The organism is Bradyrhizobium sp. STM 3562 (assembly GCF_045571435.1).
In the GTDB taxonomy this organism is placed as follows: Bacteria; Pseudomonadota; Alphaproteobacteria; order Rhizobiales; family Xanthobacteraceae; genus Bradyrhizobium.
The window spans coordinates 5306119-5329690 of sequence record NZ_CP120694.1 but is presented as its reverse complement, the minus strand read 5'-3'; the positions used below and the strand labels follow the sequence as shown (position 1 = coordinate 5329690).

The following is a 23572-nucleotide window of genomic DNA, read 5'->3' as shown; positions in this document are numbered from 1 at the left end:
AGGATGGAGATCCTGCACGCGCAGCGATAGCTGAGAGGGCAAAGGAAGACTTGAGATGTTTTCCCGGCATCGCCCGGGAATATTTCCCGAGGTGACGGAACGGTCGGCGTGGACAATTGCCGTCCACCAGAATGGCCGCTGGTGCAGGGCTGCCCAGTTGGGTGTCGCGGCAAGTCGTCAGCTAGCTACTGTCGTGAGTTCCACGTTTTCTCTCTCCTGTGTGCGGGTCAATGTCAGAAGGCATTCTTAAATTGCGCGAGATAGTCGGGGCTCCCATAGACCCACATGGGCTCGTCACATTGTTGTGGGCCTTGGTCGTTCATGCAGGCGAAGCTCCAGGTCGGAGCTGCGATCTCGCGGCCTTCGATGCCGTATCCCTGGAGTCGACTGCCATCTGTCGGTCGGGTGTCGACATGCGTTCGATTGCTGCTGCTGTTGGTTCGCACATGAGTCGTGGTTTGGGTCGCGAAGGATGACGCAAGCAGCAGGGCTGCCAGAAGGTATGTGATCTTCAACGTCGGCTTCCTCGATTGAGCCTCGCGCGAGCGGAGGCATTTGCGTTTCTGAAAGGAAGACCGAGATTGGAGTCTGGATATTTCCCAATCACGCAAACGTTTGGCAGCTTTGCAAATCTGTCTCCATGAGGCAGACATCGCATCGGTTCACGGCAGGGCCGCACCACTTCTGTATCGGCGAGACTGCGGCGGATAGCGATGACATTGCCTACCAGTGCCGTTGCTCAGCCTCGATGCAGCAGCGTGAGCTGTGTTCAGCGTGCCGCGCAGCGTGCGCAGAAGATCGCGTTTCGTTGAAAGCGCGTGATGAAATATTTTCCAAGCCCGGCCGCTCTTCACAACAAGGAGCCGAGCGCTTCCTTGGCTTCTGTCACCATGTGGGAGAAACAAATGACCAAACTGACCTTCGTGTCGGCGGCGTTGATCGCGGCTGCCGTATTCACAACGCAGGCCATGGCTGCTCGCAGCGACGTCGCGGCACGGCACGCCACGGCCAAGGGCCATCCAGGCGTTACAGACTGTATGCGGGCTCCAAATGTCGGCGCGTTTGCCTCGGATCCCTATACTGTACCTCCCTGCATGCCCAATACCGCTCCTGCACCATTCCAATAGTGACAAAGAGTCGGGCTGGCAGACCTCGCCAGCCCGATCGCGTGGCAATCCACGCTGCCGATGCGTAGTTTTTTTCAACCGCACCGCGGCGGTGCACGCCAGCCCAGCGCGGCAACCGCAAGTAGGCCAGCCTTGCGATTCTTCGCTCCGGGGCTGCGACCATCCGATGAACTCACAGCGTAATGTTGTAACGTCGACTCCGGGGGGAGGGCGTGATAGTCGGAAGTCCGCACCAAACAATTTCCGAATGTTCGCAAGAAAACCCCAGCTCTTGGTCATCAGTGCTCCGCGACGCATAGCGGCGGTATTGCTGACGCTGGTCTACTTGCTCGCGGGCGCGCTGCACGGCGTGTGCGGCCTCGATGTAACGAACCCTTCCGGCGGCATGGTCGTGAGCGATATTGCCAAAGGGGAGGAGCACCGGGACAAAGGCGTTGCTGCCGAGCATCACTGCCACGGCTGCTTCTCGGTCTCGGTCCCTTCGCCGGTTCAGGCTTGGATGAACCTGGCGCCGCGGAGTGCGCCGATCTTGCAGCGCACGATGCGCCTTTCCGGTCTCGTACCCGGCATCGATACGCCACCGCCCAAACACCTGATCTGAACGGAGTCGCGGCGCGTCAGCGGCCGCTTCAAAAGTCCTCGTTCAGCAGGTTGTCTTCATGGCATTCGGACCAACGGCCGCGCGCATCGCGGGCGCGGCGGCATTTGCCATCAGCTTGGTGGTGGCGGGCGATTCGCAGGCTCAGACGCTCACGCTGCGGGAGGCGCTTGCGCGCTCTCTTGCCGCAAGTCCGCGCCTGACTTCGGCGGAGCGTGACATGGGTATCGCCACCGGGCAACGTATCCAGTCCGGCGTCCTGCCAAATCCAGAGCTGTCGTACGAACAGGACAATTCCTTCGGGTCGCGCATCTATCAGGGCACCAAGTCGGCGGAGAACACACTGCAGATCAGCCAGGCCTTCGAATGGTTCGGCAAACGCGAGGCGCGGATCGCGGCCGGCCAGGCCGGAGTCGAAGTCGCCGCTTTCCAGCGCAAGGCTGTTCGGCTCGAGGTTCTGTCGGAGACGGCGGTCGCTTTCCTCAACGTTCTCGGCGCGCAATGCCGGATTCAGATTCTCGATGACCAGATCGCCGCCATCGACCGGCTGACGCCGCTGTTGCGGCGCCGGGTCGAGGCGGGAGCGTCCTCGCCGGCAGAGACGGGGCGAGCGGAAGTCGCATCCGCGCTGGTGAAGGCGGATCGCGAGCGGGTCAGGTCGATGCTGGCAAGCGCCCGCCGCGAACTCGCGGTCTTGATGGGGGACACAGCGCCCAAATTCGTATCAGTCTCCGGACGGCTCGAGGTCACGGGCCGCCCGCCATCCTTTCAGTCCGTCATTGCGGCCATTGACGCCAATCCGCAACTGGTCCGCTGGACCGCCGTCTATGCGCAGCGCAACGCGGAGCTTCTGCTGGCGCGGCTGAAACCCTATCCGGACGTGCGCATCGCCGCAGGATGGCGTCATTTCAACGACACTAACGACGACGCGGTCAGACTGACCCTTTCGGTCCCGATCCCGCTGTTCGATCAGAACCAGGGCAACATCCTTTCGGCCCAGGAAAGCCTCGCAAAGACGCGAGCGGAGCGCGAGGCCAACCGCAATGCGCTGATCGTGATCGCAGGGCGCGCCTATGACTCGCTGCAAGGCTCCCTGCGCGAGCTGTCCGTGCTGCGCGAGACCGCGATCCCTCGAGCGCAAGAGGCTTCCGACGCGATCTCGCAAGGCTACGGCCAGGGCCGATACACGTTGCTCGAAGTGCTGGACGCGCAGGCGAGCGTCGCCCAGGCACGGCTTCGCGAGCAGGAGGCTCTGCAGAATTTTCACGTCGCAGTAGCGACGATCGAGGGGCTTGTCGGAGATCCTTTCAGGCTGGCGCGGGAGGGCGCGAGATGAAGACCTCAACCATTTTCGCTGTGGCCTTTGTGGCGGCTGCCATCGGCGCCTTCGGCCACCAAGTGCTCGCTCCCGTAAAGGTCGAGACCACGCAAGCTTCGGGCCAGGCGTCGGAGAAGAAAGAGAAGCTGGCAGAGGAGCATGTCGAACAAGACGAGCACGGGGCCGACCGGATCAGGATCAGCGACGTGAAGCTGGCTGCCGCCGGCGTGAAGCTGGCCGAAGCCGCCAACGCGACGCTTTCCGACACTCTCTCGTTCAACGGCGTGCTGCGCGCCAATCAGGAGACGGTGGTTCAGGTTACCCCGAGATTCGCAGGCATCGTGCGTTCGATCAGAAAGCGGATCGGCGACACGGTCGCGAAGGACGATCTGCTGGCGTCGATCGAAAGCAACCAGAGCCTGACCGTCTATGATCTCAAGGCGCCGATCGGCGGCACCGTGATCGACCGGCAGATTTCGCTCGGAGAATATGTTTCCGAACAGAAGCCGGCGTTTGTGGTCGCGGATCTCTCCACGATCTGGGCCGATCTTTCGATCTATCGCCAGGATCTGAAGCGCGTCCGCGTGGGTGAGGCGATCCTGATCGATCCCGACGATGGCCGCGGCGAGATCAGGGGCACCATCTCCTATCTCGCTCCGATCGGAACCAGCGAGACCCAGACGGCGCTGGCGCGCGTGGTGCTGCCGAACGCCGACGCACGGCTGCGGCCCGGTCTGTTCGTGACCGCGCGGCTCGTCCTGGCCGCGCGCCATGTTCCGGTGGCCGTTCGGGCAGGGGCCATCCAGACTCTTGAGAACAGGACGATCGTCTTCGTCCGCGAGGAGGGCGACAAGATCGAGGCCCGGCCAGTCGAAATCGGCGAGTCGGACCCGAACTTCGTGGAGATCAAGGCCGGGCTGTCGGCCGGCGAGCGCTATGTCGCCGAGAGGAGCTTTCTGGTCAAGGCGGAGATGGGCAAGGGAGAAGCGGGCCATGATTGAGCGCATCCTCGCATTCTCCGTGCGCCAACGCTGGCTGATCATGCTGCTTGCCGTCGGCGCTGCTCTGTTCGGCACGTGGAATTTCCAATGCCTGCCGATCGATGCAGTCCCCGATATCACCAACGTGCAGGTGCAGATCAACACGCAGGCGCCCGGCTATTCGCCGCTTGAAACCGAGCAGCGCATCACCTTTCCGGTCGAGACCGCGATGGCCGGCCTGCCCAAGCTGGACTACACGCGATCGCTCTCGCGCTACGCCTTGAGCCAGGTGACGGTCGTATTCCAGGACGGCACAGATATCTATTTTGCCCGTCAACTCGTGAATGAACGCATCCAGCAGGTGAAGGACCAGCTTCCGGCGGGAGTCGAAGTTGCGATGGGGCCGATCTCGACGGGGCTCGGTGAAATCTACATGTACACCGTCGAAGCGAAGACAGGTGTGAAGACCCCCGGCGGCAAGGATTTCACGCTGACCCATCTGCGCACCATGCAGGACTGGATCATCCGGCCACAGCTCCGCAACGTGCCCGGCGTGATCGAGGTCAACACCATCGGCGGCTTCGAGCGCCAATTCCATGTCCTGCCCGACCCTGGAAGGCTGATGGCCTACGGCCTCGGCTTCCGCGACGTCATGACCGCGCTCGCAAACAACAACGCCAACGTCAGTGCCGGCTATATCGAACGGAACGGTGAACAATACCTGGTCCGCTCTCCCGGTCAGGTCGGAAGCGTTGCCGAGATCGAGGATGTTGTGATCGGGTCCCGGAGCGGCACGCCGGTTCGGATCAGGGACGTCGCAGAGGTCACCGAGGGGTGCGACCTTCGAACTGGTGCCGCTACGCTCGATGGCGAGGAAACCGTTCTCGGCACCGCCATGCTGCTGATCGGAGAGAACAGCCGGGCGGTGGCCCGGCGCGTCGCGGCAAAGCTGGGGGAGATCGCGAAGTCCCTTCCGGAGGGCGTCGTGACGCGGACGGTCTACGACCGGGCTCACCTCGTGGAGGCGACGATCCGCACGGTCGAGAACAATCTCGCGGAGGGCGCCGCTCTCGTTGTTGCCGTGTTGTTCCTGATCCTCGGCAATATCAGGGCCGCGCTCGTGGCAGCCTGCGTGATACCGCTGTCCATGGAATGACCGTCAGCGGCATGCTCGAGACGAAAGTCAGCGCCAACCTGATGAGCCTCGGCGCGATTGACTTCGGCATCATCGTCGATGGTGCCGTGATCATCGTCGAGAACTGTCTCCGGTTGCTTGCGCAGGCGCAGCGGCGCAAGGGCGGGCTACTCAGGACATCCGAGCGGCTGGAGACTATTGTCCGCGGCGCCAGCGAGGTCATCAAGCCCAGCCTGTTCGGGACGCTGATCATCGCGGTGGTCTATCTTCCGGTGCTGACGCTGACCGGCGTCGAAGGGAAGATGTTCACGCCGATGGCCTTGACCGTGCTGATGGCGCTGGGCGGTGCGGCCCTGTTGTCGATCACCTTTGTCCCGGCGGCGGTCGCGGTCTTCGTGACCGGCAAAGTGTCGGAGCAGGAAAGCCTGTTCATGCGCGCGGCGAAGCGGATCTATGTCCCGTTGTTGCGGCTTGCGATCGCAAACAGGGGCGCGGTCGCCCTCGGCGCTGCCGCCATCGTAGTCGCGGGCGGCTTTGCAGCCACACGCATGGGTGGCGAATTCATTCCCAGCCTCGATGAAGGCGACGTGGCGCTCGCGGCAATCCGGATCCCCGGCACCAGCCTTACTGAATCGATCGATTTGCAAAAACTATTGGAAAAGCGCGTCCGGCAGGTGCCGGAAGTGAAGGACTTCTTTACGCGGATCGGTACAGCCGAAGTGGCCACCGATCCGATGGCTCCGTCGCAGACCGATGGCTACGTCATGCTCAAACCGCGGGAGGAATGGGCTGAGCCGGACAAGCCGAAATCCGAAGTCGTCGAGGCCATCGAAAATGCCGCCAACGAAATCCTGGGCAGCAGCTACGAGTTCTCGCAACCCATCCAGTTGCGCGTCAACGAACTGATCTCGGGCGTGCGCAGCGACGTCGGCGTCAAGGTCTTCGGCGACGATCTCGACATCCTGCAAGGCGCGGCCAAGCAGGTCGAAGGCGTGATCCGCGGCATTCGCGGCGCGACAGACGTCAAGACCGAGCAGGTCGCCGGACTCCCCATCCTGACCGTAAAGCTCGATCGGCGCGCGCTTTCGCGCTACGGCCTCAGCATCAGCGACGTTCAAACCGTGGTGAAAATCGCCGTCGGCGGCAAGAGCGCGGGAAAGCTGTTCGAAGGAGATCGACGTTTCGAGATTGTGGTGAGACTGCCGGAGCGTCTGCGCGGCAATCTCGATGCGATCCGCGCAATTCCGATCCCGCTGCCTGGCGGGGAGGCGACTTCGCTCGCACCAATCAGGACAGCATTGCCGGCACCGTCACTCTCGCAGACACGCTTCGTGCCGCTGTCCTCGCTGGCGGCGGTGGAGGCGACGCCCGGACCGAACCAGATCAGCCGCGAGAACGGCAAGCGGCGGATCGTGGTTACGGCCAACGTCCGCGGGCGCGATCTCGGCTCGTTCGTGGCGGAGGCGCAGGATGCCGTTGCCCGGAGCGTGAAGGTCCCGGCCGGCTATTGGATCGGATGGGGCGGCCAGTTCGAGCAACTCGTCGCGGCGACGAAGCGGTTGACGATTGTCGTGCCCTTGGTGCTGCTCTTGGTCTTCATGCTGCTGTTCATGAGCATGGGGTCGGCCGCCGACGCGCTGCTGGTGTTCAGCGGCGTGCCGCTGGCGCTGACCGGCGGGGTCGCGGCGCTACTGCTGCGAGGCATTCCGCTTTCGATCAGTGCTGCGGTGGGCTTCATCGCACTCTCGGGGGTTGCGGTCCTCAATGGGTTGGTGATCATCGCCTTCATCGAGCGCTTGCGTCGAGATGGAAAGACGGTGCTGGACGCGGTCCAGGAGGGGGCCTTGACGCGATTGCGTCCGGTTCTGATGACGGCGCTCGTCGCTTCGCTGGGCTTTGTGCCGATGGCGATTGCGACCGGCGCCGGCGCTGAGGTTCAGCGGCCGCTGGCGACGGTGGTCATCGGCGGCATCATCTCCTCAACCGTGCTGACGCTCCTGGTGCTGCCGGCGTTGTATGTTCTTTTCCGGAAGGATTCTCCTCTCGTCTCCCATGAAGCGGAGGAGAGCAGATTGTGATTTGGTCGGCGGACTGAGCGCAAGGCTTGCGGCCGGCGATAGCCGACCATCAGAATGCATCGGCTGCTAATAGGTAAGTGCCTACGTCATTTAATCTGCTTGCTTACCTAGGGTAGTACGCCTAACCTAATACTCCGTCAGGCGGAAAGGTTTCGAGAACTATCTTTCGACGCGGCCCAACGGATGCGGGACGTCGCGATGCCGCAACCAAGCATCGAGCGTAGCAGGCAGCCAAAAGGTGCTCTGGCTCGGGACATGGTCTGGAGTCCCGGCCGCCCCTTCCGCCTGGGTTCCAACCGTCATCGTGCGGCACGGGCGCCCTCTCACCGCGTGCGCGCGAACGGCTTCCGGATCGATCTTACACCGGTGACCGACCGGAAGTGCACCGGCACCCGTCGAGGCGACCGCTACGCAACGACGGCGCAGATCCCGCCGGACCCGAAAGATCGTCCCAGCGCACAGTCGGGAATGACGGGCGCCGGCTCGCTCGTCTTCTCGCGGCGGCGCATTGCAGATCTCGATGATTGGAGCTGATGGCGGACCTTCATGATGGGGCCGACCGGAAGGATTCTGATGGCGTGGAGAAAGGGAGAAGGTCATGTCGGAAACGATCATCAATCTCATCATCCAGCTTATTGCCGGCGCGATCGGAGGCAACGCCGCGGGCGCGTCGATGAAGAACCTGGATCTCGGCCCGCTAGGCAACAGCATCGCCGGCGCGATCGGTGGGGCAGGCGGGGGGACAATTCTCACTGCGCTGCTGCCGGTTCTGCAGGGCGCGGCCGATAGTGTCGATATCGGCGCGCTGGTCGGCCAGGCCGTTGGCGGCGGTATCACCGGCGCGATCCTTACGGCGATCATTGGTCTGATCAAGAACACCATGGGCCGCCAACCCGCGCGGTGAGATAAGCCGGCGGGAACGAAAACCGTGGGCGTACGGTAATCGGAGCGCGACCAGAAACTGATCGCGCGGGGTCTGGCCTGACGCGAGCAGATCAGCTCGGTTCGAAGCGAGCACGCAACTCTCATCACCCTGACGAGGCGCCGTCGCGGAGCCTGTCATCGGCCTGCGCTTGGCGTGGACCCGGTGGCGCCCCCCGGCGACAAACGGCAAAACCGTTTGCGCAGGGATGTCGGTTTGAAAAAAGGCCGCTAAGAGGCCGATTGGCGGAGCGGTGCTATCGAGCCTTGGAGAGGTCGGGAGGCGAGTGCTCATTCGGCTCGCCGCACGGCGCTGCGCGCCGACCACATTTCCGCGCCGGTCATCGGTATCCTCGATCCTGGGACTGGAACTACACGATCCCTCTCGACCGCGCGCCCGACAAAATTCTCAGCGGCACCTGGAAATTCGCGAGGGCTGGCGGTGAACTGAATATTGGTTATGGCATGAAGCGATACCTTCGATCTGTATCGACCGCGGTCATACTTGTTTTGACCGCGGTTCTGGTTCTGTCGACGTCCCTGCAGGCAGCCGCGCTGGAGGGCGAGGCCCAAAATCGCGAGCTCGTTGTCGGCACCAAGGAGGCTCCGCCGTTTGCGATGAAGGACAAGGACGGAAACTGGGAAGGGATGAGCATCGAACTCTGGCGTCGCATTGCCGGCAAGCTCGGATTGCAATATCGGTTCGCGGAGGCTGCCTCGGTCCCATCACTGCTGGATGGCGTCCGCACTGGGGATTTCGATGTGGCCGTGGCTGCCATTACCGTGACGCCCGCGCGTGAACAGCAGGTTGATTTCACGACGCCTTACTTCCACACGGGAACCGGTGTTGCCGTGCAGTCCGACCGAGTCGCAAGCTGGATGCCCGTCGTGCGTTCGATCACCTCCTACAGTTTCATGCAGGCCATAGGCGCCTTGCTTGGGCTAGCTCTCCTTGCAGGCGTGCTGATCTGGCTGTTCGAGCGCCGCAACAATGAGGGATTTGGCGGCGGCGTGGTGCGCGGCCTCAGTTCGGGCGTATTTTGGTCGGCCAACGCGATGACGCAGCGTGTCGACGCCAGCATCATTCCTGTCACGCTGGCCGGGCGGATCATCGCCGTAATCTGGATGGTGGTCTCGGTGATCGCGATCGCGGTGTTCACGGCAGGGATCACCTCGACACTCACGACGAAGCGCCTGCACGGCATGGTCAACAGCGTTGGCGATCTTTCCGCCGTGCGCGTCGGCATCGTGCAGGGCACCGCGACAGAGGACGCGCTGTCGCGGATGCGCGTCAAATACAGAACGGTTGCGTCGCCAAAAGAGGGATTCGAGGCCCTGCGAAAGGGAACGATCGACGCGTTTGCCTATGATCGGCCCATCCTGGCCTGGATGATCCGCCAGGGTGGCTTGTCCGCAGAACTTAGCGAGGTGAGGTTTGAGCCGCAGGACTATGCGATCGCGCTGCGCAGCGACAGCCCGTTGCGAAAAGAGCTGAACGTCGCGCTGCTTGAGGCGGAACAGTCGGACTGGTGGAACGACGTTCTATTTCGATATCTGGGGCAGACGACGAATTAGCCGCCAAAGCGAAACAGCGCCGCGGACGATGTCTAGCGGCGAAACCGCTCCCGATATTCGCTGGGTCCTGTGCCGATCCGGCGCAAGAAGGCGCGCCGCATGGTATCGGGATTGGCAAAGCCGCAGGCCGCCGCGACGCGCTGCAAGGGCTTGTCCGTCTCCTCGAGCAGGCGTCGTGCGGAATCGATCCGCGCCATTTCAACAAAATCGGCGGGCGTGATCCCGGTCTCCTGCTGGAAGACGCGCGTGAAATTGCGGACGCTCATCGCTGCGCGGGAGGCGAGGGTCTTGACCGCGAGATCGATCGAAAGGTGATCGAGGATCCAATGCTGCACCGCCTGAATACGGCTCTCCGCGGCGATCTGTGCCGCCAGATGCGCGCTGAATTGCGACTGGCCGCCCGGACGCTTGAGAAAGACCACGAGTCGGCGGGCGACCGAAAGCGCGACGCCGCGGCCGTGATCGTCTTCGATCAGCTTGAGCGCCAGATCGATGCCCGCCGTCACGCCAGCCGAGGTCCATAGCGCGCCATCCTGGACGAAGATTTGATCCGGCGCGACCTTGGCTTTGGGAAAGCGCTCCGCCAATTCGGCGGCGTGCTGCCAGTGCGTGGTCGCGTTCAGATCGTCGAGCAATCCGGCGGCGCCGAGGAAGAACGCGCCGGTGCAGACGGATCCATAGCGGGCGCTCTGCGGTGCGCGGCGCCGCAGCCAGTTGTGAAGATCGGTGTTGCCATAAGCCTGAGCATAATCGGGGGTGCCGGCGACGAGCAGCGTCTCGATCGGACCGTCGTCGTCGAAAACCGTGCTGTCGGCCAGCAACGACAGGCTGCCCGCCTTGACGGCGCGTTTCCGGCCGGTCGACAACAGCCGAACCTCGTAATTGCATGTCCCCGGCGCCTGGCGGTTAGCTTCCAGGAAGGCATCGAGTGGCCCCGCAATGTCCAGCGACTGCGCGTTCTCCGGAACGACGATGGCAACAGGGATGCTACGCATGTCGTCCTTCGCCCGAGCGATCGCCCGCAATGCGGCTGCGGGCTCTAGCCGCAGCCTGAAAGTGACGACGTCGCTGGGGCATGTGGATTGCTCGCGGTCTCACGGAGAATAAAGCCTACCCCGCGGACACTGTAAATCATCGGCGTCTCGCCCGGGCCGTCGACCTTATGGCGCAGGCGGCCCATATGCACGTCGACCAGGTTGGTGTCCGGGACGAAGTTGTAGTTCCAGACGTCCTTGAGCAGCATCGCCCGGGTGAGCGATTGGCCGCTGCGTCGCATCATATATTCGAGCAGGCGAAGCTCGCGCGGCAAGAGTGTGATCTGGCGGTCGCCGCGCCTGACGGTCCGCTCGATCAGATCGAGCTCGAGCGCTCCGACGCGCAAGACGGTCTCGCGCGTCTCGGCCGGCCGACGCAGCAGGGCTTCCAGTCTGGCGGCGAGTTCGACGAGCGCGAAAGGCTTGGTGAGATAGTCATCACCGCCCGTTCGCAGCCCGCGCACGCGATCCTCAACTCCGGTCAGCGCACTTAGCACCAGGACGGGCTTGCGCATCCGGTCCTGGCGCAAGGACCAGATGACATCGAGCCCATCCATTCCGGGCAATTGGCGATCGAGGATCACGACATCGGGCTGGGACGCACGCGCCTTGTTCAGGCCCTCGATCCCGTTCGACGCCCAGTCGACCTCGAAGCCACGATCGGTCAGACCTGCAGCAATGGCCTCTGCGGTTTCGCTGTCATCTTCGATCAGAAGCACTTTCGCCATCGATCGGTTCCCACCTACTGCCATCGGTTCCGCTGTCTGTGGACCGCGCCGGCGCACGCCGTTCGCCTCGGTCGAACAGCGTGCACGAGCTGAACTACCTCGAGCGGGATGGCTTTTCTTTCGTCATCTCGCTCCATCTTTTCCTTTGAGCATGATCTCGGCGCAAATCTTCCCGTTTGTCGCGAAGATTTCGGACCATACTCCGGTCGGCTCAAAGCTCGCCGGCGGCGAATTTGGCGAGCGCGTCGGCAACGCCCTTGCCGTAGGCCGGGTCCGCCTTGGCGCAGTTGGTCACATGGCGCTCCTGGATGTGCCTGGAAGCCTTGCCGACCTGGCGGGCGGTGTTGTCGAACAGCGCCTGCTTCTGGGCGGCATTCATCTTGCGGAACAGATCGCCCGGCTGTTGCCAGTGATCGTCGTCCACACGGTGATCCCAATGGGCGGCTGCGCCGGTGATCTCCAGCGGAGGCTCGTTTAGCTCCGGCTGGTCCGTCCACTCGCCCAGGCTGTTTGGCCAATACGTCGCGGTGCCGCCAAGATTGCCGTCGGTGCGCATGGCGCCATCCCGGTGATAGGTATGGAATGGACATTTCGGCGCGTTGATCGGGATCTGGTGGTGATTGACGCCGAGACGGTAGCGCTGGGCATCGCCGTATGAAAACAGGCGAGCCTGCAGCATCTTGTCTGGCGAATAGCCGATGCCGGGCACCACGTTGGCGGGCGTGAACGCCGCCTGCTCGACCTCGGCGAAGAAGTTCTCCGGGTTTCGGTTGAGCTCGAAATAGCCGACCTCGATCAACGGATAATCCGCCTTCGGCCAGACCTTCGTCAGATCGAACGGGTTGAACCGAAAAGTCTTGGCCTGCGCCTCAGTCATGACCTGGATGAACAGCGTCCAGCGCGGGAAATCCCCGCGTTCGATGCTGGTGAAGAGGTCGCGTTGATGGCTCTCCCGGTCCTTGCCGACCAGCGCCTCGGCCTCGGCATCGGTCAAATTCTGGATTCCCTGCTGCGTGCGGAAGTGAAACTTCACCCAGACGCGCTCATTGTTGGCGTTGATGAGGCTGTAGGTGTGGCTGCCGAAACCATGCTGGTGGCGGAAGCTCCTTGGGATGCCGCGATCGCTCATGATGATGGTGACCTGATGCAGCGCTTCGGGCAGCAGCGTCCAGAAATCCCAGTTCATATCCGGGTCCCGCATTCCCGTGCGCGGGTGTCGCTTGATCGCGTGGTTCAGGTCGATGAAGCGTAAGGGATCGCGGAAGAAGAACACCGGAGTGTTGTTACCGACCACATCCCAATTGCCCTCGTCGGTATAGAACTTCAGCGCGAAGCCGCGAATATCACGCTCGGCATCGGCCGCACCGCGCTCGCCGGCCACCGTCGAGAACCGTGCGAACATCGGCGTCTGCTTGCCGACCTTCGAGAAGATCCTGGCCTTGGTGTAACGGGTGATGTCGCGGGTGACGGTGAACGTGCCGTGGGCGCCTGCGCCCTTGGCGTGCATGCGCCGCTCGGGGATGACTTCCCGGTGGAAATGCGCGAGCTTCTCGATCAGCCAGACATCCTGCAGCAGCGCCGGGCCGCGCGGCCCCGCCGTCATGATGTTCACGTTATCGGCCACGGGCGCGCCGGAGGCGTGAGTCAGAAACGGCCTTTTAATTTTGTCGTCCATCGGAAGTTTCCTTTCGTTTTAGAGGCATGAGTTCATCGCTGGCGCGCCTTAAGAGGCTGCGCCCGAGGTCTGCTTGCGGGGGTCGGTATGGTTACGAGCTGGCTCGTCGCTTCGCGCGCTCGTGGAAGATCGAGCCGATGAAATCGAGGCTGGTTCGTGCCGCGAGCAGCGATGTGATTCCCGAGGGGTCGTAAGGCGGCGATACCTCAACGAAATCCACGCCGACCACCTCGAAGCGCCGGGCCACTTCGCGCAAGAGGTCCTTCGCCTCGTAGTAAGTGAAGCCGCCGTGGCTGATGGTCGCGGTGCCGGGCGCGATGGAGGGATCGAAGCTGTCGATGTCGATCGACACGTAGACGCGCTCGCGCTCGGGGATATGGGCGAGGGCTGCGGCCGCACCGATTGCGCGGATCTTGCGTAACGGCACCACATGGGTGCCATAGGCTTTCGCGGCTTCGTAATCCTCCTTGCTGACGGCGGCCATGTTGTGGGGACCAAGCGTGGTGATCGCTTTGACATGCGCCATCTCGGAGGCGCGCCGCATCGGACTGCCGTGGCCCCAGCCTATGCCGTTGCGCTGGTCGATGAAATCGAAATGGGCGTCGAGATGCACGATGTGGATCGGCTTCTCGTTCGAGTAGGCCGCGATGGTCGCCATGGTGATGGCGTGGTCGCCGCCGAGAATGTAGGGCATCGTCCTGGCATCCAGCAGCGCCCGGACCGCCAGCTCGGCATTCGCCAGGCTACGCTTGGTATCGGCGTAGATTACGTCGCTGTCGCCGGCGTCGACGATCTTGACTTCATCGGCGGAAAGATAGGTGACCTCGTCCTCGAAATCGAACACGCCCTTCGGCCCGAAGCCGTGGAACATCGACATCTCGCGGATGGCGCGCGGACCAAAACGCGTTCCGACGCGATAGCTCGAGGCGGTGTCGATCGGGATGCCGAGGACGGCGACATCGGCGCCGTCGAGCCTGTCCCAGTCGGGGCAGGCGGGCTGGCCTGCGAAAGTTGCCAGTCCCACGAAGGGCAGGTCCATTCGATCAGGCATGTTCCGGCTTGTGCGCTGTGTCGTCATGGTTCTGTGCTCCTTAGGGCCGGCCAACAGGGGCGCGGACTGGTTTGCTTGCTCAGCAGATTTCGCCGGTGATGCCTTCGCGCGCGTAGGCGCGGCGGACGGCGGGCAGGGCGGTGATCTTGTCGAGCAGATTGGCGATGTGGGGTCGCGCGCGCGGCGGGTTGGCCATGGGGCGGGCCCAACGGGCGAGCATGACAAGGTAGAAATCCGCGGCGCTCAGCTTGTCGCCGAGGAAGAGCGGGCCGTTGGCCGTCAGATGCTGCTCGATCACATCAAGATAGGCGCCGGCTCGCTTCTCGGCGCCTTGCCTGACGATCTCGGTCGCGGCGACGTCGCTGCCGGTCAGGCGATCCGGATATTGCCAGATCATCAGCTCTTCCTGCAGCGAGTTGGTCAGGAAGATCATCCATTGATAGAACTTCGCACGCTCGCGCGCGCCGATCCTGGGCGCGAGATCCGCTTCGGGATGCTGGTCGACGAGATGGAGAATGATGGCGGCCGCCTCGAACAGCACGAGGTCGCCATCGATCAGGGTAGGGATGCGGCCGTTGGGATTGAGCTTGAGATAGTCGTTCGACTTCTGCGCGTTCATGGCGCGATCGACCAGGACCAGCTCGTGGCGCCGGCCGATCTCTTCCAGCACCATGTGAGGCGCTGCGTTTGCATTGCCGGGAAAGTAGTGAAGCTGGTACATCGCTTGGCTCCGCGCCGATTGAGTTGACGAGCGGAGACTTAAAAGCGCGGGAGGCTGGCTACAACGCGCGACATCCGTCGATCCTGGCCAAAGCTCCGCCGATCCTGGCCATTCGTGTGTCGTGGGCCGGCTGTCGCGGCTTGGTCGCCGCGATCAGCGCCGGATGTGAACCTTCCGCGGGTGGTGCGGCTTAACCAATTAGGCGCGCGACAGGCGCGGCCGCCCTTGCATCCATCGATGATAAGGTTGCACAAGTGACGGGATCCGATGCGCATGCCGAGGTCTTGATCATCGGCGGAGGACCGGCCGGGCTGATGGCGGCAATCTACCTGGCGCGCTTCCGCCGGCAGGTGAGCATCATCGATGATGGTGCGAGCCGGGCGGCGCTGATCCCGCGCAGCCACAACCTGCCGGGATTTCCCGACGGCATTCCGGGCCGCGAATTGCTGGTGCGCATGGAGAAGCAGGTTAGGCGTCTCGGCGTGCGCATCGTCCGCGCTTCCGTCACCTCACTGGAAAAAGCCGAGACAGCGTTCCTCGCCCGCCATGCCGGTGGCGAGCTTTGGGCCGACCGGGTGATCCTGGCCACCGGCATCGTCGACAAGCAGACCCCTTTGCCTGATTGGGTTCAGGCGGTGCAGCAGGGTCTCCTGAGATATTGCCCGATCTGCGATGCCTTCGAAGCTATCGATAGACGAATCGCCATTATCGGCCCGTCGGATCATGCGACGGGGAAGGCGTTGTTCATGCGCGTCTACAGCGCCGATATCACGTTGATACCAGTCGACGGCTACCGCGATGAAGCAGCGTTGCAGCGGCTGGCGAAGGCCGGGGTGCGCGTGACTGCGCCTTTGCACCGCCTTGACAGAAGCGAGCGTGCGATCGAAGCCGTGCTCGTCGACCGCTCGCGCGAACGGTTCGAGGTCGTGTACCCGGCGATGGGGTCCGACGTCCGCTCCGAATTGGCACTTCAGCTTGGTGCGGATCACACCGACGACGGTTTCCTGAAAGTGGATGCGAAACAGCGGAGCAGTGTCGATCAATTATATGGGATCGGGGATGTCGTCACCGACCTGCACCAGATCTCGGTCGCGTTCGGCCACGCCGCCGTTGCAGCTTGCGCCATTCATAACTCATTGCCGATGCGGTATGCACCGCTCGTTCAAAGCAACGGGCTATGCTCGTCCTGATGCATTTGCTGCTTTTCGATTCGCGAGCGCCTGTTGAATTCGACGCAGGAGGATATCAGGCGATTCCGATGCTGTTGCGGCGGACCCGCGCCTGCACAGTTGCGAAGCCGCGTCGGCGGCGCGTTGGGCAGTGCCGGTCAGTAAGATTGGCAGCCCTGCTCGATTGTGCCTCAGCCATTGCGAAAGCCCGAAACCATCACCCGCGATCTCGACATTGCTGATCACCGCCTCGATGCCCGGATGGTTGCGGTTGAGGATTGTGATCGCCTCATATGCGCTGATGGCCTCCGCGACCTTATAGCCGCAGTCGCGCAAATATTGCGCCAGGTGGCTGCGCAGGAGCACGTCGTTCTCCGCAAGCAGCACCCACTGTTCATCAACTCGTTCGTGCCTGACTTCCATGCCGGCCAAACGGCACCCGGCGTCGGGCGTTCCTACCGCATGGTGGATTTGATCGTGCGCACCACCACGCGCGGATCGTACGGTTTCTGAAAGAAGCCTTCGTGGGGCGCCGTGTCGAGCGGGGGAGCCAAGCTTGAGGTCAGAAAGACGGGCACCCCCGGAAATTCCTCATGTACTGCCTTGGCTAGCTTTACCCCGTCCAGCGAACCGGGCATGCGGACATCGCTCAAGACGGTCGAAACGGGCGTGCCGCTATGCAGTACGTCGAGCGCTTCATCCGCAGTCCCGCATTCGATGACTTGCAGGTCGGATCTGCGAAGTTCCTCGGCAATCATCATGCGTAAGAGAACCTCGTCCTCGACTACCATCACAGCTGGACGGGTCTCGGAGGCGGCGGATCGCTGTCTGGTGTTCACGTTCGACCATGCATTCAAGAGCTTAGACGTGCGATCAACCTGCCAGTTGCTGCGCCGTTCCCGCGCCCGCAAAGAGAGCGATGCGGCGTCTTGTTGCGCGTGAGGCGAGCTTTGTAACGTTTCCGTGGGCAAGCCGACCTACGTGGGTGGTTCGGCGATGCAGCTTTGCTGTGACTGACCAGAGCGCGAGCCACGTTCGGAACCTATGTTCCGGCCGAGAAACCTCGGCTCTCACTGGGACTACGCAAAATCTTTTCGAAAGATTCACAAATGAGACAGACGCGCGGCGAGAGGCGCGACAGCCTGTGGCTTTCAATTGGGCAGGTATGCAATGGATTGGGTTGAACGATCTTTCCTCGTCGTCGCCATGACGGGGTTCATTGTCCTGATTGCCGGGGTCGCGTGGATGCAGCTTGCCCCATTCTAACGAGAGGAGCGGCGCGAACATGCCCGAGGATTAGGACGGGCGGACCGCGCGACTACAGCGCTCTTGTGATGTGCCGCGATCGTCCTGCCGCTAGGCTGTTCCGCCCCGGAGCATCATTCCGACCAATGAGCGGCTCATCGCGGGCAGGTCCAGCGGCTTTTCGAACACGGGCACGTCCTGGAACTCGGGAGAGAGCGTGGCCTTGTCGTATCCCGTCGTGAACAGGAACGGCACATTGCGGGTCTTCAGCTCGCGCGCGAGCGGAAAGACCATCGAGCTTCTGATGTTGATGTCGAGCAATGCGCCGTCAATGACCGTGCCGGCCCTCAGAACGCGCTGCGCCTCTTCGATTTCGCCGATCGGCCCGATGACTTCGGCGCCAAGCGAGGCGAGTTCACGGGTGATGTCGTCGGCTATGAAATACTCATCCTCGATGACCAGCACCCGTCGTCCAGTCAGCGGTGCGCGTGCAGCCGCCGCGATCGTGCCGATTGACGACATCTGGCTCCAATTCCCGATTCAGCTAAAAACAAATTAGGAACATCCACCCGTTGCTGGGCCTTGTTGGAGAACGACTTGGTGCTACTTGGGTTCCACCGGGCCTACGATTTGCAGGCGGATGAGTGCCTTGGCCAACCGCGACATCATCGTCATCGGGGGATCGTCTGGAGCAACGGCGCCCCTGAAGCATATTCTCGGCCGGCTGCAGCGCGATCTGCCGGCCGCTGTATTTGTTGTGCTGCACATTCCGGCTCGGGGAATTGGCATTCTCCGTACCGTTGCCGCGGCGGCCGGCAAATTGCCGGTACGAGAGGCCGAAAATGGCCTGCAAATCGAGAACGGCCATGTTTATCTCGCTGCGCCGGACCATCATCTGCTGCTGGTCGACGGTCGTATGATGCTTGGACGCGGACCGCGCGAGAACATGGTCCGCCCGGCCATCGATCCCTTATTCCGCTCCGCAGCCCTTCACTACGGTCCACGTGTTATCGGTGTGGTGCTGAGCGGGCTGCTCTCGGACGGGGCCGCCGGCCTCAATGCCATCAAGCGCTGCGGCGGGATGGCGCTGGTGCAGGACCCCTCGGACGCGACAGCGGATGAAATGCCGCGGCGGGCGCTGGAGACGACGACGGTCGATCTCTGCGTTCCAGCAGCACGGCTTGGTGATGTCCTCTCCGACCTGGTTCGCGAGCAGGCCGGCACGCCGTTGCCGATCCCGCCCGAGATCAGGCTGGAGGTGGAAATCGCCGCCGGCGAGCGCATCGACAGCGAAGGGATCAAGCAGATCGCTGATCCGGCGCCGCTGACGTGCCCGAGTTGCGGCGGCGTGCTCTCTACGCTGAAAGCGGGCAGTCCGCTGCGTTTTCGCTGCCAGGTCGGTCACGCCTATACCGCCGAGGCGCTGGCGAAGGATCAGGAGGGCCGGGTGGATGAGGCCCTACGCGTCGCTTTGCGCATCATCGAGGAGCGAGCCGAACTCGTCCACCGCATGGCGGAAGATGGCCGCCAGAGCGGAAGGCTCGCGGTGGCACAGATGTACGATGCCAGGGCCGCCGAATATCGTGGATACGCCGACATGATCCGGCGCGTTATGCTACAATCGCTCGATCCGAAGCCCTCCAACGATTAGGCCGTGGGGCCCAGATGCCGGAACCAAGCGCAGCGGAATGGGTTCGGGAGCTCCAGATGGAGCGACGGACGTTGCTTAAGGCGCTGGCGGATATCGATAAGGGCCGGGAGCGGGTTCGCAATCAGCAGGACCTGGTGACGTCGCTGCGAGCCTCCGGCCAGAACAGCACACAGGCGGAACGGCTTCTGGAGCTGTTCAAACGCACGCTGGTCGAATGGGAGCGTCACCGTGCGCTCATCGAGCAGCGGATCGTCCATCTTCAGCACGCGCAATAATTCAGTTCTGCAGTCCGCGGTTCCGCGATGCAGTGCAGCGGCCGACCCCCACCCAGCCTCTCCCACGAGTCCGGAACGGGCGGGCGTAGCTCCTTCCAGCAGCCAACTCGTCCCGGTCCATCCGGAGAGCGCGTCATTGCTTCAGCCGTGAAGAAAATCTAGACGCGATATGGCAAAACGTGTTGCGGTAGATCGGACGCCATCACGGACCAATGTCTTCCGTACGCTGTTAGCTGGGTTCGACCATCCGGCACGCAGAGGTGGCGGGCGTCCACATCGACACCCCTGTTCCGCCGGAAGGCTAGTTCGGTTAACTTGCAAGCTCTTCTAGTTGTGGACTTTTTGAAAACGGGCCCGATGAGCAACGACGGTAAAACGCAGACCGGAGACGGCCAAACGACGCGCAAGCCGCTGGTGATTGGCGTCGGCGCGTCCGCCAGCGCCAAGGACAGCATTGAGCGGTTCTTCTCCAGGCTCGCGCTGGGTCTCGACCAGGCCGTTGTGCTCGTCTTGCAGCATCGGGAGGCCCTCGATCCCGCGTGGCTTCGGGAGCGGCTTGGGCATCTGGATGGTGTCAAAGTGATCGAAGCGAGCGATGGCGCGGAGATCGAGGGCAGGGCCGTCTATCTTTGTCCCGTCAATATGATCACCACGCTGCAAGGTGACAAATTTGTGGTTCGCGAGGCCGAGCAGGCGCCGGGGGAGCGCGCAACCATCGACAGTTTTCTGGTCTCTCTCGCCGAAGACCGGGCAGAGCATTCGATCGGCGTCATCCTGGCCGGGACCGGCGGCGACGGCACGCTGGGCGTTGCGACATTGAAGGATCACGGCGGACTGGCTATCGCGGAGCAGACCTCGCAGGCGAGTGCGGATCATCTCGCCGAAGTCAACACGCCTGCCGCAATTGCCGACTTCGTGCTCGCGCCCGAGGAGATTCCCGAGCACATCCAGGTCTATGCCCGGCACCTGCGCCGGATCGAACAGAGGCAGGGTTTTGACGAAGTCCTTGCCGCCGCCGCCGCCTCTCTGACGCGGATCGCGGACATTCTGCGCAACAAGACCGGCAATGATTTTCACGGCTACAAGCAGAACACTTTCCTGCGACGGGTGCAGCGGCGGATGCAGGTCGTGCAGATCGAAGACATCGCGGCTTATGTCGACTTTCTGCGCAGCGACAAGGATGAGGTCCAGCATCTCTTCAACGATCTGTTGATCGGCGTCACCGAATTTTTCCGCGACAATCGCGAATTCGAAGTGCTGGAAACCCAGGTGATCCCGAAGATCTTCGAGAACAAGTCCGCGGGCCAGCAGGTGCGGGTCTGGGTTCTCGGCTGCGCGACCGGCGAGGAGGCCTATTCGATCGCGATTCTGCTGCGCGAGCACATGGCGAGACTGGAAGCACCGCCGCAGGTGCAGATCTTTGCCACGGACATTGACGGACGCGCGCTCGCGACCGCCCGCGTCGGACGCTACCGCACCAGTATCGAGCACGATATGTCGCCCGAACGCCTCGCGCGCTGGTTCGTCCGCGAAGGCGACACCTATTGCGTCGTGAAGGAATTGCGCGAGATGTGCATCTTCTCGCAGCACAACGTCGTCAAGGACGCGCCATTCTCCAAGCTCGATCTCGTCTCCTGCCGCAATCTCCTGATCTATTTGAATTCCGAGCTGCAGAACCGCGTCATTCCGCTGTTTCATTTTGCGCTGCTGCCGGGGCGTTTTCTATTTCTCGGCAATTCCGAAAACGTTACACGGCATCCGAAGCTGTTCGCGCCGGTCGATCGCCGCGCCCGCATCTTCCGCAAGCTCGAGACGGGTACACGGCTGCCGCCGGAGTTTCCAATCACGACGACTGCGGGGCGGGTGGCAGTCGAGATGCCGCCGGTGCGGAATTATGGCCCGGATGTTGGCCTCGAGCGGCGTGCCCAGCGCATCGCGGAGCGATACGCGCCGGCCTATGTCATCACCGACGACCAGTTCCAGATCCTGCACTTTTCCGGTCGGACAGGCCGCTACATCGAGCCGACCGCGGGCGCCGCGACGCTCGACCTGCTCAGTCTCGTCCATCGCGATCTGCGGCTGGAACTGCGCACCGCGCTGAGCCAGGCGCGCGAAAGCAACGATACCGTCCGTGCCGAGCAGGTCTCGCTCGGTGTGAACGGACACACCGTGTTGGTCGACATCACGGTCGAGCCTGTTCTGGAGGGAGCCGAAGCGCATCGCAATTTCGTGGTGCTGTTCAAGGACGGACCGGCCCGCGGCGCGAACCGCCCGAACAGCAACGGCAATGCGCTGGTCCGCAGTGAGCATGTCGAGAGGTTGGAAAGCGAGCTGCGCGCCACGCGCGAGCGCCTGCAGGCCACCATCGAAGAGCTCGAGAGCACAAATGAGGAGCTGAAATCCTCCAACGAGGAATACCAGTCGCTGAACGAGGAGCTGCAATCGGCCAACGAGGAGCTGGAGACCTCGCGGGAAGAGCTGCAATCAGTCAATGAGGAGCTCACGACCGTCAACGGCGAGCTGGCGCATCGGGTGCAGGAATTGACCCGCGCCACCAGCGACCTGAAGAATTTCCTGGAGAGCACGCAGATCGGAACCGTGTTCCTCGACAACGACATGCGGGTGATGAATTTCACGCCCGCCATTACCCAGGTGTTGCACCTGGTGGAAACCGACATCGGCCGCCCGGTCTCGCATATCAAGGCGAAAATCCCGATCGAGGAGCTCTACGACGACGTGCGGCGCGTGCTACGGACACTGGCGAGCGCCGAGCGCGAGCTCACCGCGCCCGACAGCGGCACGCGCTACATCGTGCGGATTTTGCCGTATCGCAGCATCGACAATTTCATCGCGGGCGTTGTCATCACCTTCATCGACGTGACCGCCATCACCCGCGCCGAAGAGCGGCAGCGGCTTCTGCTCTCGGAACTCCAGCACCGGGTTCGCAATACGCTCGGGGTGGTGCGCTCGATCGCCCGCCGCTCGGCGCTGACCAGCAGCACGGTCGAGGAATATTCCGCTCATCTCGACGGGCGGTTGAACGCTTTCGCGCGCACGCAGGCCATGGTGACGCGCGACCCGGAGGGCGGCGTCGATCTCGAATATCTGGTGGCCGAGGAATTGATGGCCTACAATGCCCGCGAGGGCGAACAGGTGCGCATTTCCGGGCCGACGATACGCCTGCAGCCCAAACCGGCGGAGACCTTTGCGCTCGCCATTCACGAACTAGCGACCAACACGGTAAAATATGGCGCTCTGAGCCAGCCGTCGGGACGCATCGATATCACCTGGCGTATTGTGGAGGCCAGCAATCCGCGCGAACTGATCTTTCAATGGCACGAGCGGGGCGGGCCGCCTGTATCCCCGCCGCAGCGAAAGGGCTTTGGGACCGAGATGTTGGAGCGGACGCTGGCGTTCGAGTTCAAGGCGAGGACCTCGCTGCGATACGATCCGTCCGGCATCCAGTGCACGATCGAGATACCGCTCAGCCGCCGGGTTGTGCATAGCCCGGCGATGGAGAGTTAATGAGCCCGGCGCGCTTCGATGGAACGCAAACGCAGGTGGTATTGCGTCGGCTGGCCGCGTTCCGGCCATTGTCCGGACCGGCGGCCACTGCCGTGGACAAGGCGGTGCGCGAGCGCATGTTGCGCCTGGGAGCGGGGCAGGACCTGATCTCCGAAGGCGATCGGCCCGACCGGATCCGCTTCATCCTGTCGGGATGGCTCGCTCGCTACAAGACGCTGGAGGACGGACGACGGCAGATCGTGAATTTCATTCTGCCCGGCGAGGTCTGTGATGCCTATTCCTATCTGCTGTCCCGCATGGACCATTCGATCGGCTCGCTCACGCCGGTGATCTATTCCGAAATCGAACGGGAGCGCTTTGAAGAACTGATCGCGAGCGATCGCACCTTGACAGAGGCCGTGTGGTGCGAATGGCTCGCCAACAACTCCATTCAGCGGGAATGGACGCTCAACATCGGCCGACGGGTCGCTCTGGAGCGCGTCGCGCATTTGCTTTGCGAGATTTTCGAGCGGCTGAAGGCCATCGGACAGGTCGACGGCACCAGCTGCGCTTTTCCAATTACCCAGATGGATCTTGCCGACGCGACCGGCCTGTCGGTCGTGCATCTCAATCGCACGCTGCAGGAATTGCGGGCGGCTGGCCTGATCGTGCTGCGCGAGCGGATGCTGACGATTAACGATCTCGATGCGCTGAAAAATACCGGCCTGTTCACCCCGGCTTACCTGCATCACGCGGGTTAACCTCTGCCCACGGGTCGAGCGGTCCG

The 23572-nt window shown here is 62.8% G+C and carries 19 protein-coding genes and 1 pseudogene; 11 read left to right on the top strand and 9 right to left on the bottom strand.

Going from position 1 to position 23572, the window contains the following annotated elements; all coding sequences use genetic code 11:
* Positions 1 to 233: 233 nt before the first annotated feature.
* Entirely contained in the window at positions 234 to 515 is a 282-nt protein-coding gene (locus P6U23_RS24775; RefSeq protein WP_407175162.1) for a hypothetical protein, read from the bottom strand.
* Between the two features lie 919 nt (positions 516 to 1434).
* Here P6U23_RS24775 and P6U23_RS24770 point away from each other — a divergent pair.
* The 6 genes and pseudogenes from P6U23_RS24770 (at position 1435) to P6U23_RS24745 (ending at position 9732) form a co-directional block, all read left to right on the top strand.
* Positions 1435 to 1728, top strand: a complete 294-nt coding sequence (locus P6U23_RS24770; protein ID WP_407175161.1) for a hypothetical protein — start codon at positions 1435 to 1437, stop codon at positions 1726 to 1728.
* Positions 1729 to 1786: 58 nt separating this feature from the next.
* Positions 1787 to 3061 (top strand): divalent metal ion exporter subunit IhpA, encoded by a 1275-nt coding sequence (gene ihpA, locus P6U23_RS24765; RefSeq protein ID WP_407175160.1) that lies wholly within the window; start codon positions 1787 to 1789, stop codon positions 3059 to 3061.
* A complete protein-coding gene (ihpB, locus tag P6U23_RS24760) occupies positions 3058 to 4044 on the top strand; it encodes a divalent metal ion exporter adaptor subunit IhpB (protein ID WP_407175159.1) in 987 nt (328 codons plus the stop codon). The genes ihpA and ihpB overlap by 4 nt, the downstream gene beginning before the upstream one ends.
* Positions 4037 to 7236, top strand: a pseudogene (locus P6U23_RS24755) (efflux RND transporter permease subunit). Before ihpB ends, P6U23_RS24755 begins: the two are co-directional and overlap by 8 nt.
* Positions 7237 to 7834: 598 nt before the next feature.
* On the top strand, positions 7835 to 8140 hold the full coding sequence (locus P6U23_RS24750; RefSeq protein ID WP_407175158.1) for a hypothetical protein: 306 nt from the start codon (positions 7835 to 7837) through the stop codon (positions 8138 to 8140).
* Positions 8141 to 8622: 482 nt separating this feature from the next.
* The gene (locus P6U23_RS24745; RefSeq protein ID WP_407175157.1) at positions 8623 to 9732 is read left to right on the top strand and encodes a transporter substrate-binding domain-containing protein; all 1110 of its coding nucleotides are present in this window, start codon (positions 8623 to 8625) and stop codon (positions 9730 to 9732) included.
* 32 nt (positions 9733 to 9764) lie between these two features.
* On the opposite strand, the gene P6U23_RS24740 is transcribed toward P6U23_RS24745, so the two are convergent.
* The 5 genes from P6U23_RS24740 to P6U23_RS24720 all read right to left on the bottom strand — a co-directional run bounded on the left by P6U23_RS24740 (position 9765) and on the right by P6U23_RS24720 (position 14941).
* Entirely contained in the window at positions 9765 to 10727 is a 963-nt protein-coding gene (locus tag P6U23_RS24740) for a GlxA family transcriptional regulator (protein WP_407175156.1), read from the bottom strand.
* 44 nt (positions 10728 to 10771) lie between these two features.
* Positions 10772 to 11494: a response regulator transcription factor gene (locus P6U23_RS24735; protein ID WP_407175155.1), complete on the bottom strand. Its 723-nt coding sequence runs from the start codon at positions 11492 to 11494 to the stop codon at positions 10772 to 10774.
* A gap of 211 nt (positions 11495 to 11705) precedes the next feature.
* Positions 11706 to 13169, bottom strand: a complete 1464-nt coding sequence (locus tag P6U23_RS24730; RefSeq protein ID WP_407175154.1) for a catalase — start codon at positions 13167 to 13169, stop codon at positions 11706 to 11708.
* 91 nt (positions 13170 to 13260) lie between these two features.
* Positions 13261 to 14220: an arginase family protein gene (locus P6U23_RS24725; protein WP_407175153.1), complete on the bottom strand. Its 960-nt coding sequence runs from the start codon at positions 14218 to 14220 to the stop codon at positions 13261 to 13263.
* Between the two features lie 79 nt (positions 14221 to 14299).
* On the bottom strand, positions 14300 to 14941 hold the full coding sequence (locus tag P6U23_RS24720; RefSeq protein ID WP_407175152.1) for a glutathione S-transferase family protein: 642 nt from the start codon (positions 14939 to 14941) through the stop codon (positions 14300 to 14302).
* Between the two features lie 254 nt (positions 14942 to 15195).
* Between P6U23_RS24720 and P6U23_RS24715 the strand changes: the two genes are divergently transcribed.
* Entirely contained in the window at positions 15196 to 16131 is a 936-nt protein-coding gene (locus P6U23_RS24715) for an NAD(P)/FAD-dependent oxidoreductase (protein WP_407175151.1), read from the top strand.
* On the opposite strand, the gene P6U23_RS24710 is transcribed toward P6U23_RS24715, so the two are convergent.
* From P6U23_RS24710 to P6U23_RS24700, 3 genes are all read right to left on the bottom strand, one after another.
* Positions 16117 to 16533 (bottom strand): response regulator, encoded by a 417-nt coding sequence (locus tag P6U23_RS24710; protein WP_407181567.1) that lies wholly within the window; start codon positions 16531 to 16533, stop codon positions 16117 to 16119. The two genes, P6U23_RS24715 and P6U23_RS24710, sit on opposite strands and share 15 nt — an antisense overlap.
* A gap of 32 nt (positions 16534 to 16565) precedes the next feature.
* A complete protein-coding gene (locus tag P6U23_RS24705) occupies positions 16566 to 16871 on the bottom strand; it encodes a response regulator (protein ID WP_407175150.1) in 306 nt (101 codons plus the stop codon).
* A 595-nt stretch (positions 16872 to 17466) separates the two neighbouring features.
* Positions 17467 to 17877, bottom strand: a complete 411-nt coding sequence (locus P6U23_RS24700; protein ID WP_407175149.1) for a response regulator — start codon at positions 17875 to 17877, stop codon at positions 17467 to 17469.
* A gap of 127 nt (positions 17878 to 18004) precedes the next feature.
* Here P6U23_RS24700 and P6U23_RS24695 point away from each other — a divergent pair, with 127 nt between their 5' ends.
* From P6U23_RS24695 to P6U23_RS24680, 4 genes are all read left to right on the top strand, one after another.
* Positions 18005 to 19006, top strand: a complete 1002-nt coding sequence (locus P6U23_RS24695; RefSeq protein WP_407175148.1) for a chemotaxis protein CheB — start codon at positions 18005 to 18007, stop codon at positions 19004 to 19006.
* A 56-nt stretch (positions 19007 to 19062) separates the two neighbouring features.
* Positions 19063 to 19281, top strand: coding sequence for a hypothetical protein (locus tag P6U23_RS24690; RefSeq protein ID WP_407175147.1), 219 nt, complete (start codon positions 19063 to 19065; stop codon positions 19279 to 19281).
* 357 nt (positions 19282 to 19638) lie between these two features.
* A complete protein-coding gene (locus P6U23_RS24685; protein WP_407175146.1) occupies positions 19639 to 22806 on the top strand; it encodes a CheR family methyltransferase in 3168 nt (1055 codons plus the stop codon).
* The gene (locus tag P6U23_RS24680) at positions 22806 to 23546 is read left to right on the top strand and encodes a Crp/Fnr family transcriptional regulator (protein ID WP_407175145.1); all 741 of its coding nucleotides are present in this window, start codon (positions 22806 to 22808) and stop codon (positions 23544 to 23546) included. Before P6U23_RS24685 ends, P6U23_RS24680 begins: the two co-directional genes overlap by 1 nt.
* Positions 23547 to 23572: the final 26 nt, after the last annotated feature.

What these genes read in the sequence shown, in the direction of transcription:
- ihpA (WP_407175160.1), top strand. Translation starts at nt 1,787, where the DNA reads ATGGCATTCGGACCAACGGCCGCGCGCATCGCGGGCGCGGCGGCATTT.
- ihpB (WP_407175159.1), top strand. Translation starts at nt 3,058, where the DNA reads ATGAAGACCTCAACCATTTTCGCTGTGGCCTTTGTGGCGGCTGCCATC.
- P6U23_RS24750 (WP_407175158.1), top strand. Translation starts at nt 7,835, where the DNA reads ATGTCGGAAACGATCATCAATCTCATCATCCAGCTTATTGCCGGCGCG.
- P6U23_RS24745 (WP_407175157.1), top strand. Translation starts at nt 8,623, where the DNA reads ATGAAGCGATACCTTCGATCTGTATCGACCGCGGTCATACTTGTTTTG.
- P6U23_RS24740 (WP_407175156.1), bottom strand. Translation starts at nt 10,727, where the DNA reads ATGCGTAGCATCCCTGTTGCCATCGTCGTTCCGGAGAACGCGCAGTCG.
- P6U23_RS24735 (WP_407175155.1), bottom strand. Translation starts at nt 11,494, where the DNA reads ATGGCGAAAGTGCTTCTGATCGAAGATGACAGCGAAACCGCAGAGGCC.
- P6U23_RS24730 (WP_407175154.1), bottom strand. Translation starts at nt 13,169, where the DNA reads ATGGACGACAAAATTAAAAGGCCGTTTCTGACTCACGCCTCCGGCGCG.
- P6U23_RS24725 (WP_407175153.1), bottom strand. Translation starts at nt 14,220, where the DNA reads ATGCCTGATCGAATGGACCTGCCCTTCGTGGGACTGGCAACTTTCGCA.
- P6U23_RS24720 (WP_407175152.1), bottom strand. Translation starts at nt 14,941, where the DNA reads ATGTACCAGCTTCACTACTTTCCCGGCAATGCAAACGCAGCGCCTCAC.
- P6U23_RS24710 (WP_407181567.1), bottom strand. Translation starts at nt 16,533, where the DNA reads ATGGAAGTCAGGCACGAACGAGTTGATGAACAGTGGGTGCTGCTTGCG.
- P6U23_RS24705 (WP_407175150.1), bottom strand. Translation starts at nt 16,871, where the DNA reads ATGATGATTGCCGAGGAACTTCGCAGATCCGACCTGCAAGTCATCGAA.
- P6U23_RS24700 (WP_407175149.1), bottom strand. Translation starts at nt 17,877, where the DNA reads ATGTCGTCAATCGGCACGATCGCGGCGGCTGCACGCGCACCGCTGACT.
- P6U23_RS24690 (WP_407175147.1), top strand. Translation starts at nt 19,063, where the DNA reads ATGGAGCGACGGACGTTGCTTAAGGCGCTGGCGGATATCGATAAGGGC.
- P6U23_RS24685 (WP_407175146.1), top strand. Translation starts at nt 19,639, where the DNA reads ATGAGCAACGACGGTAAAACGCAGACCGGAGACGGCCAAACGACGCGC.
- P6U23_RS24680 (WP_407175145.1), top strand. Translation starts at nt 22,806, where the DNA reads ATGAGCCCGGCGCGCTTCGATGGAACGCAAACGCAGGTGGTATTGCGT.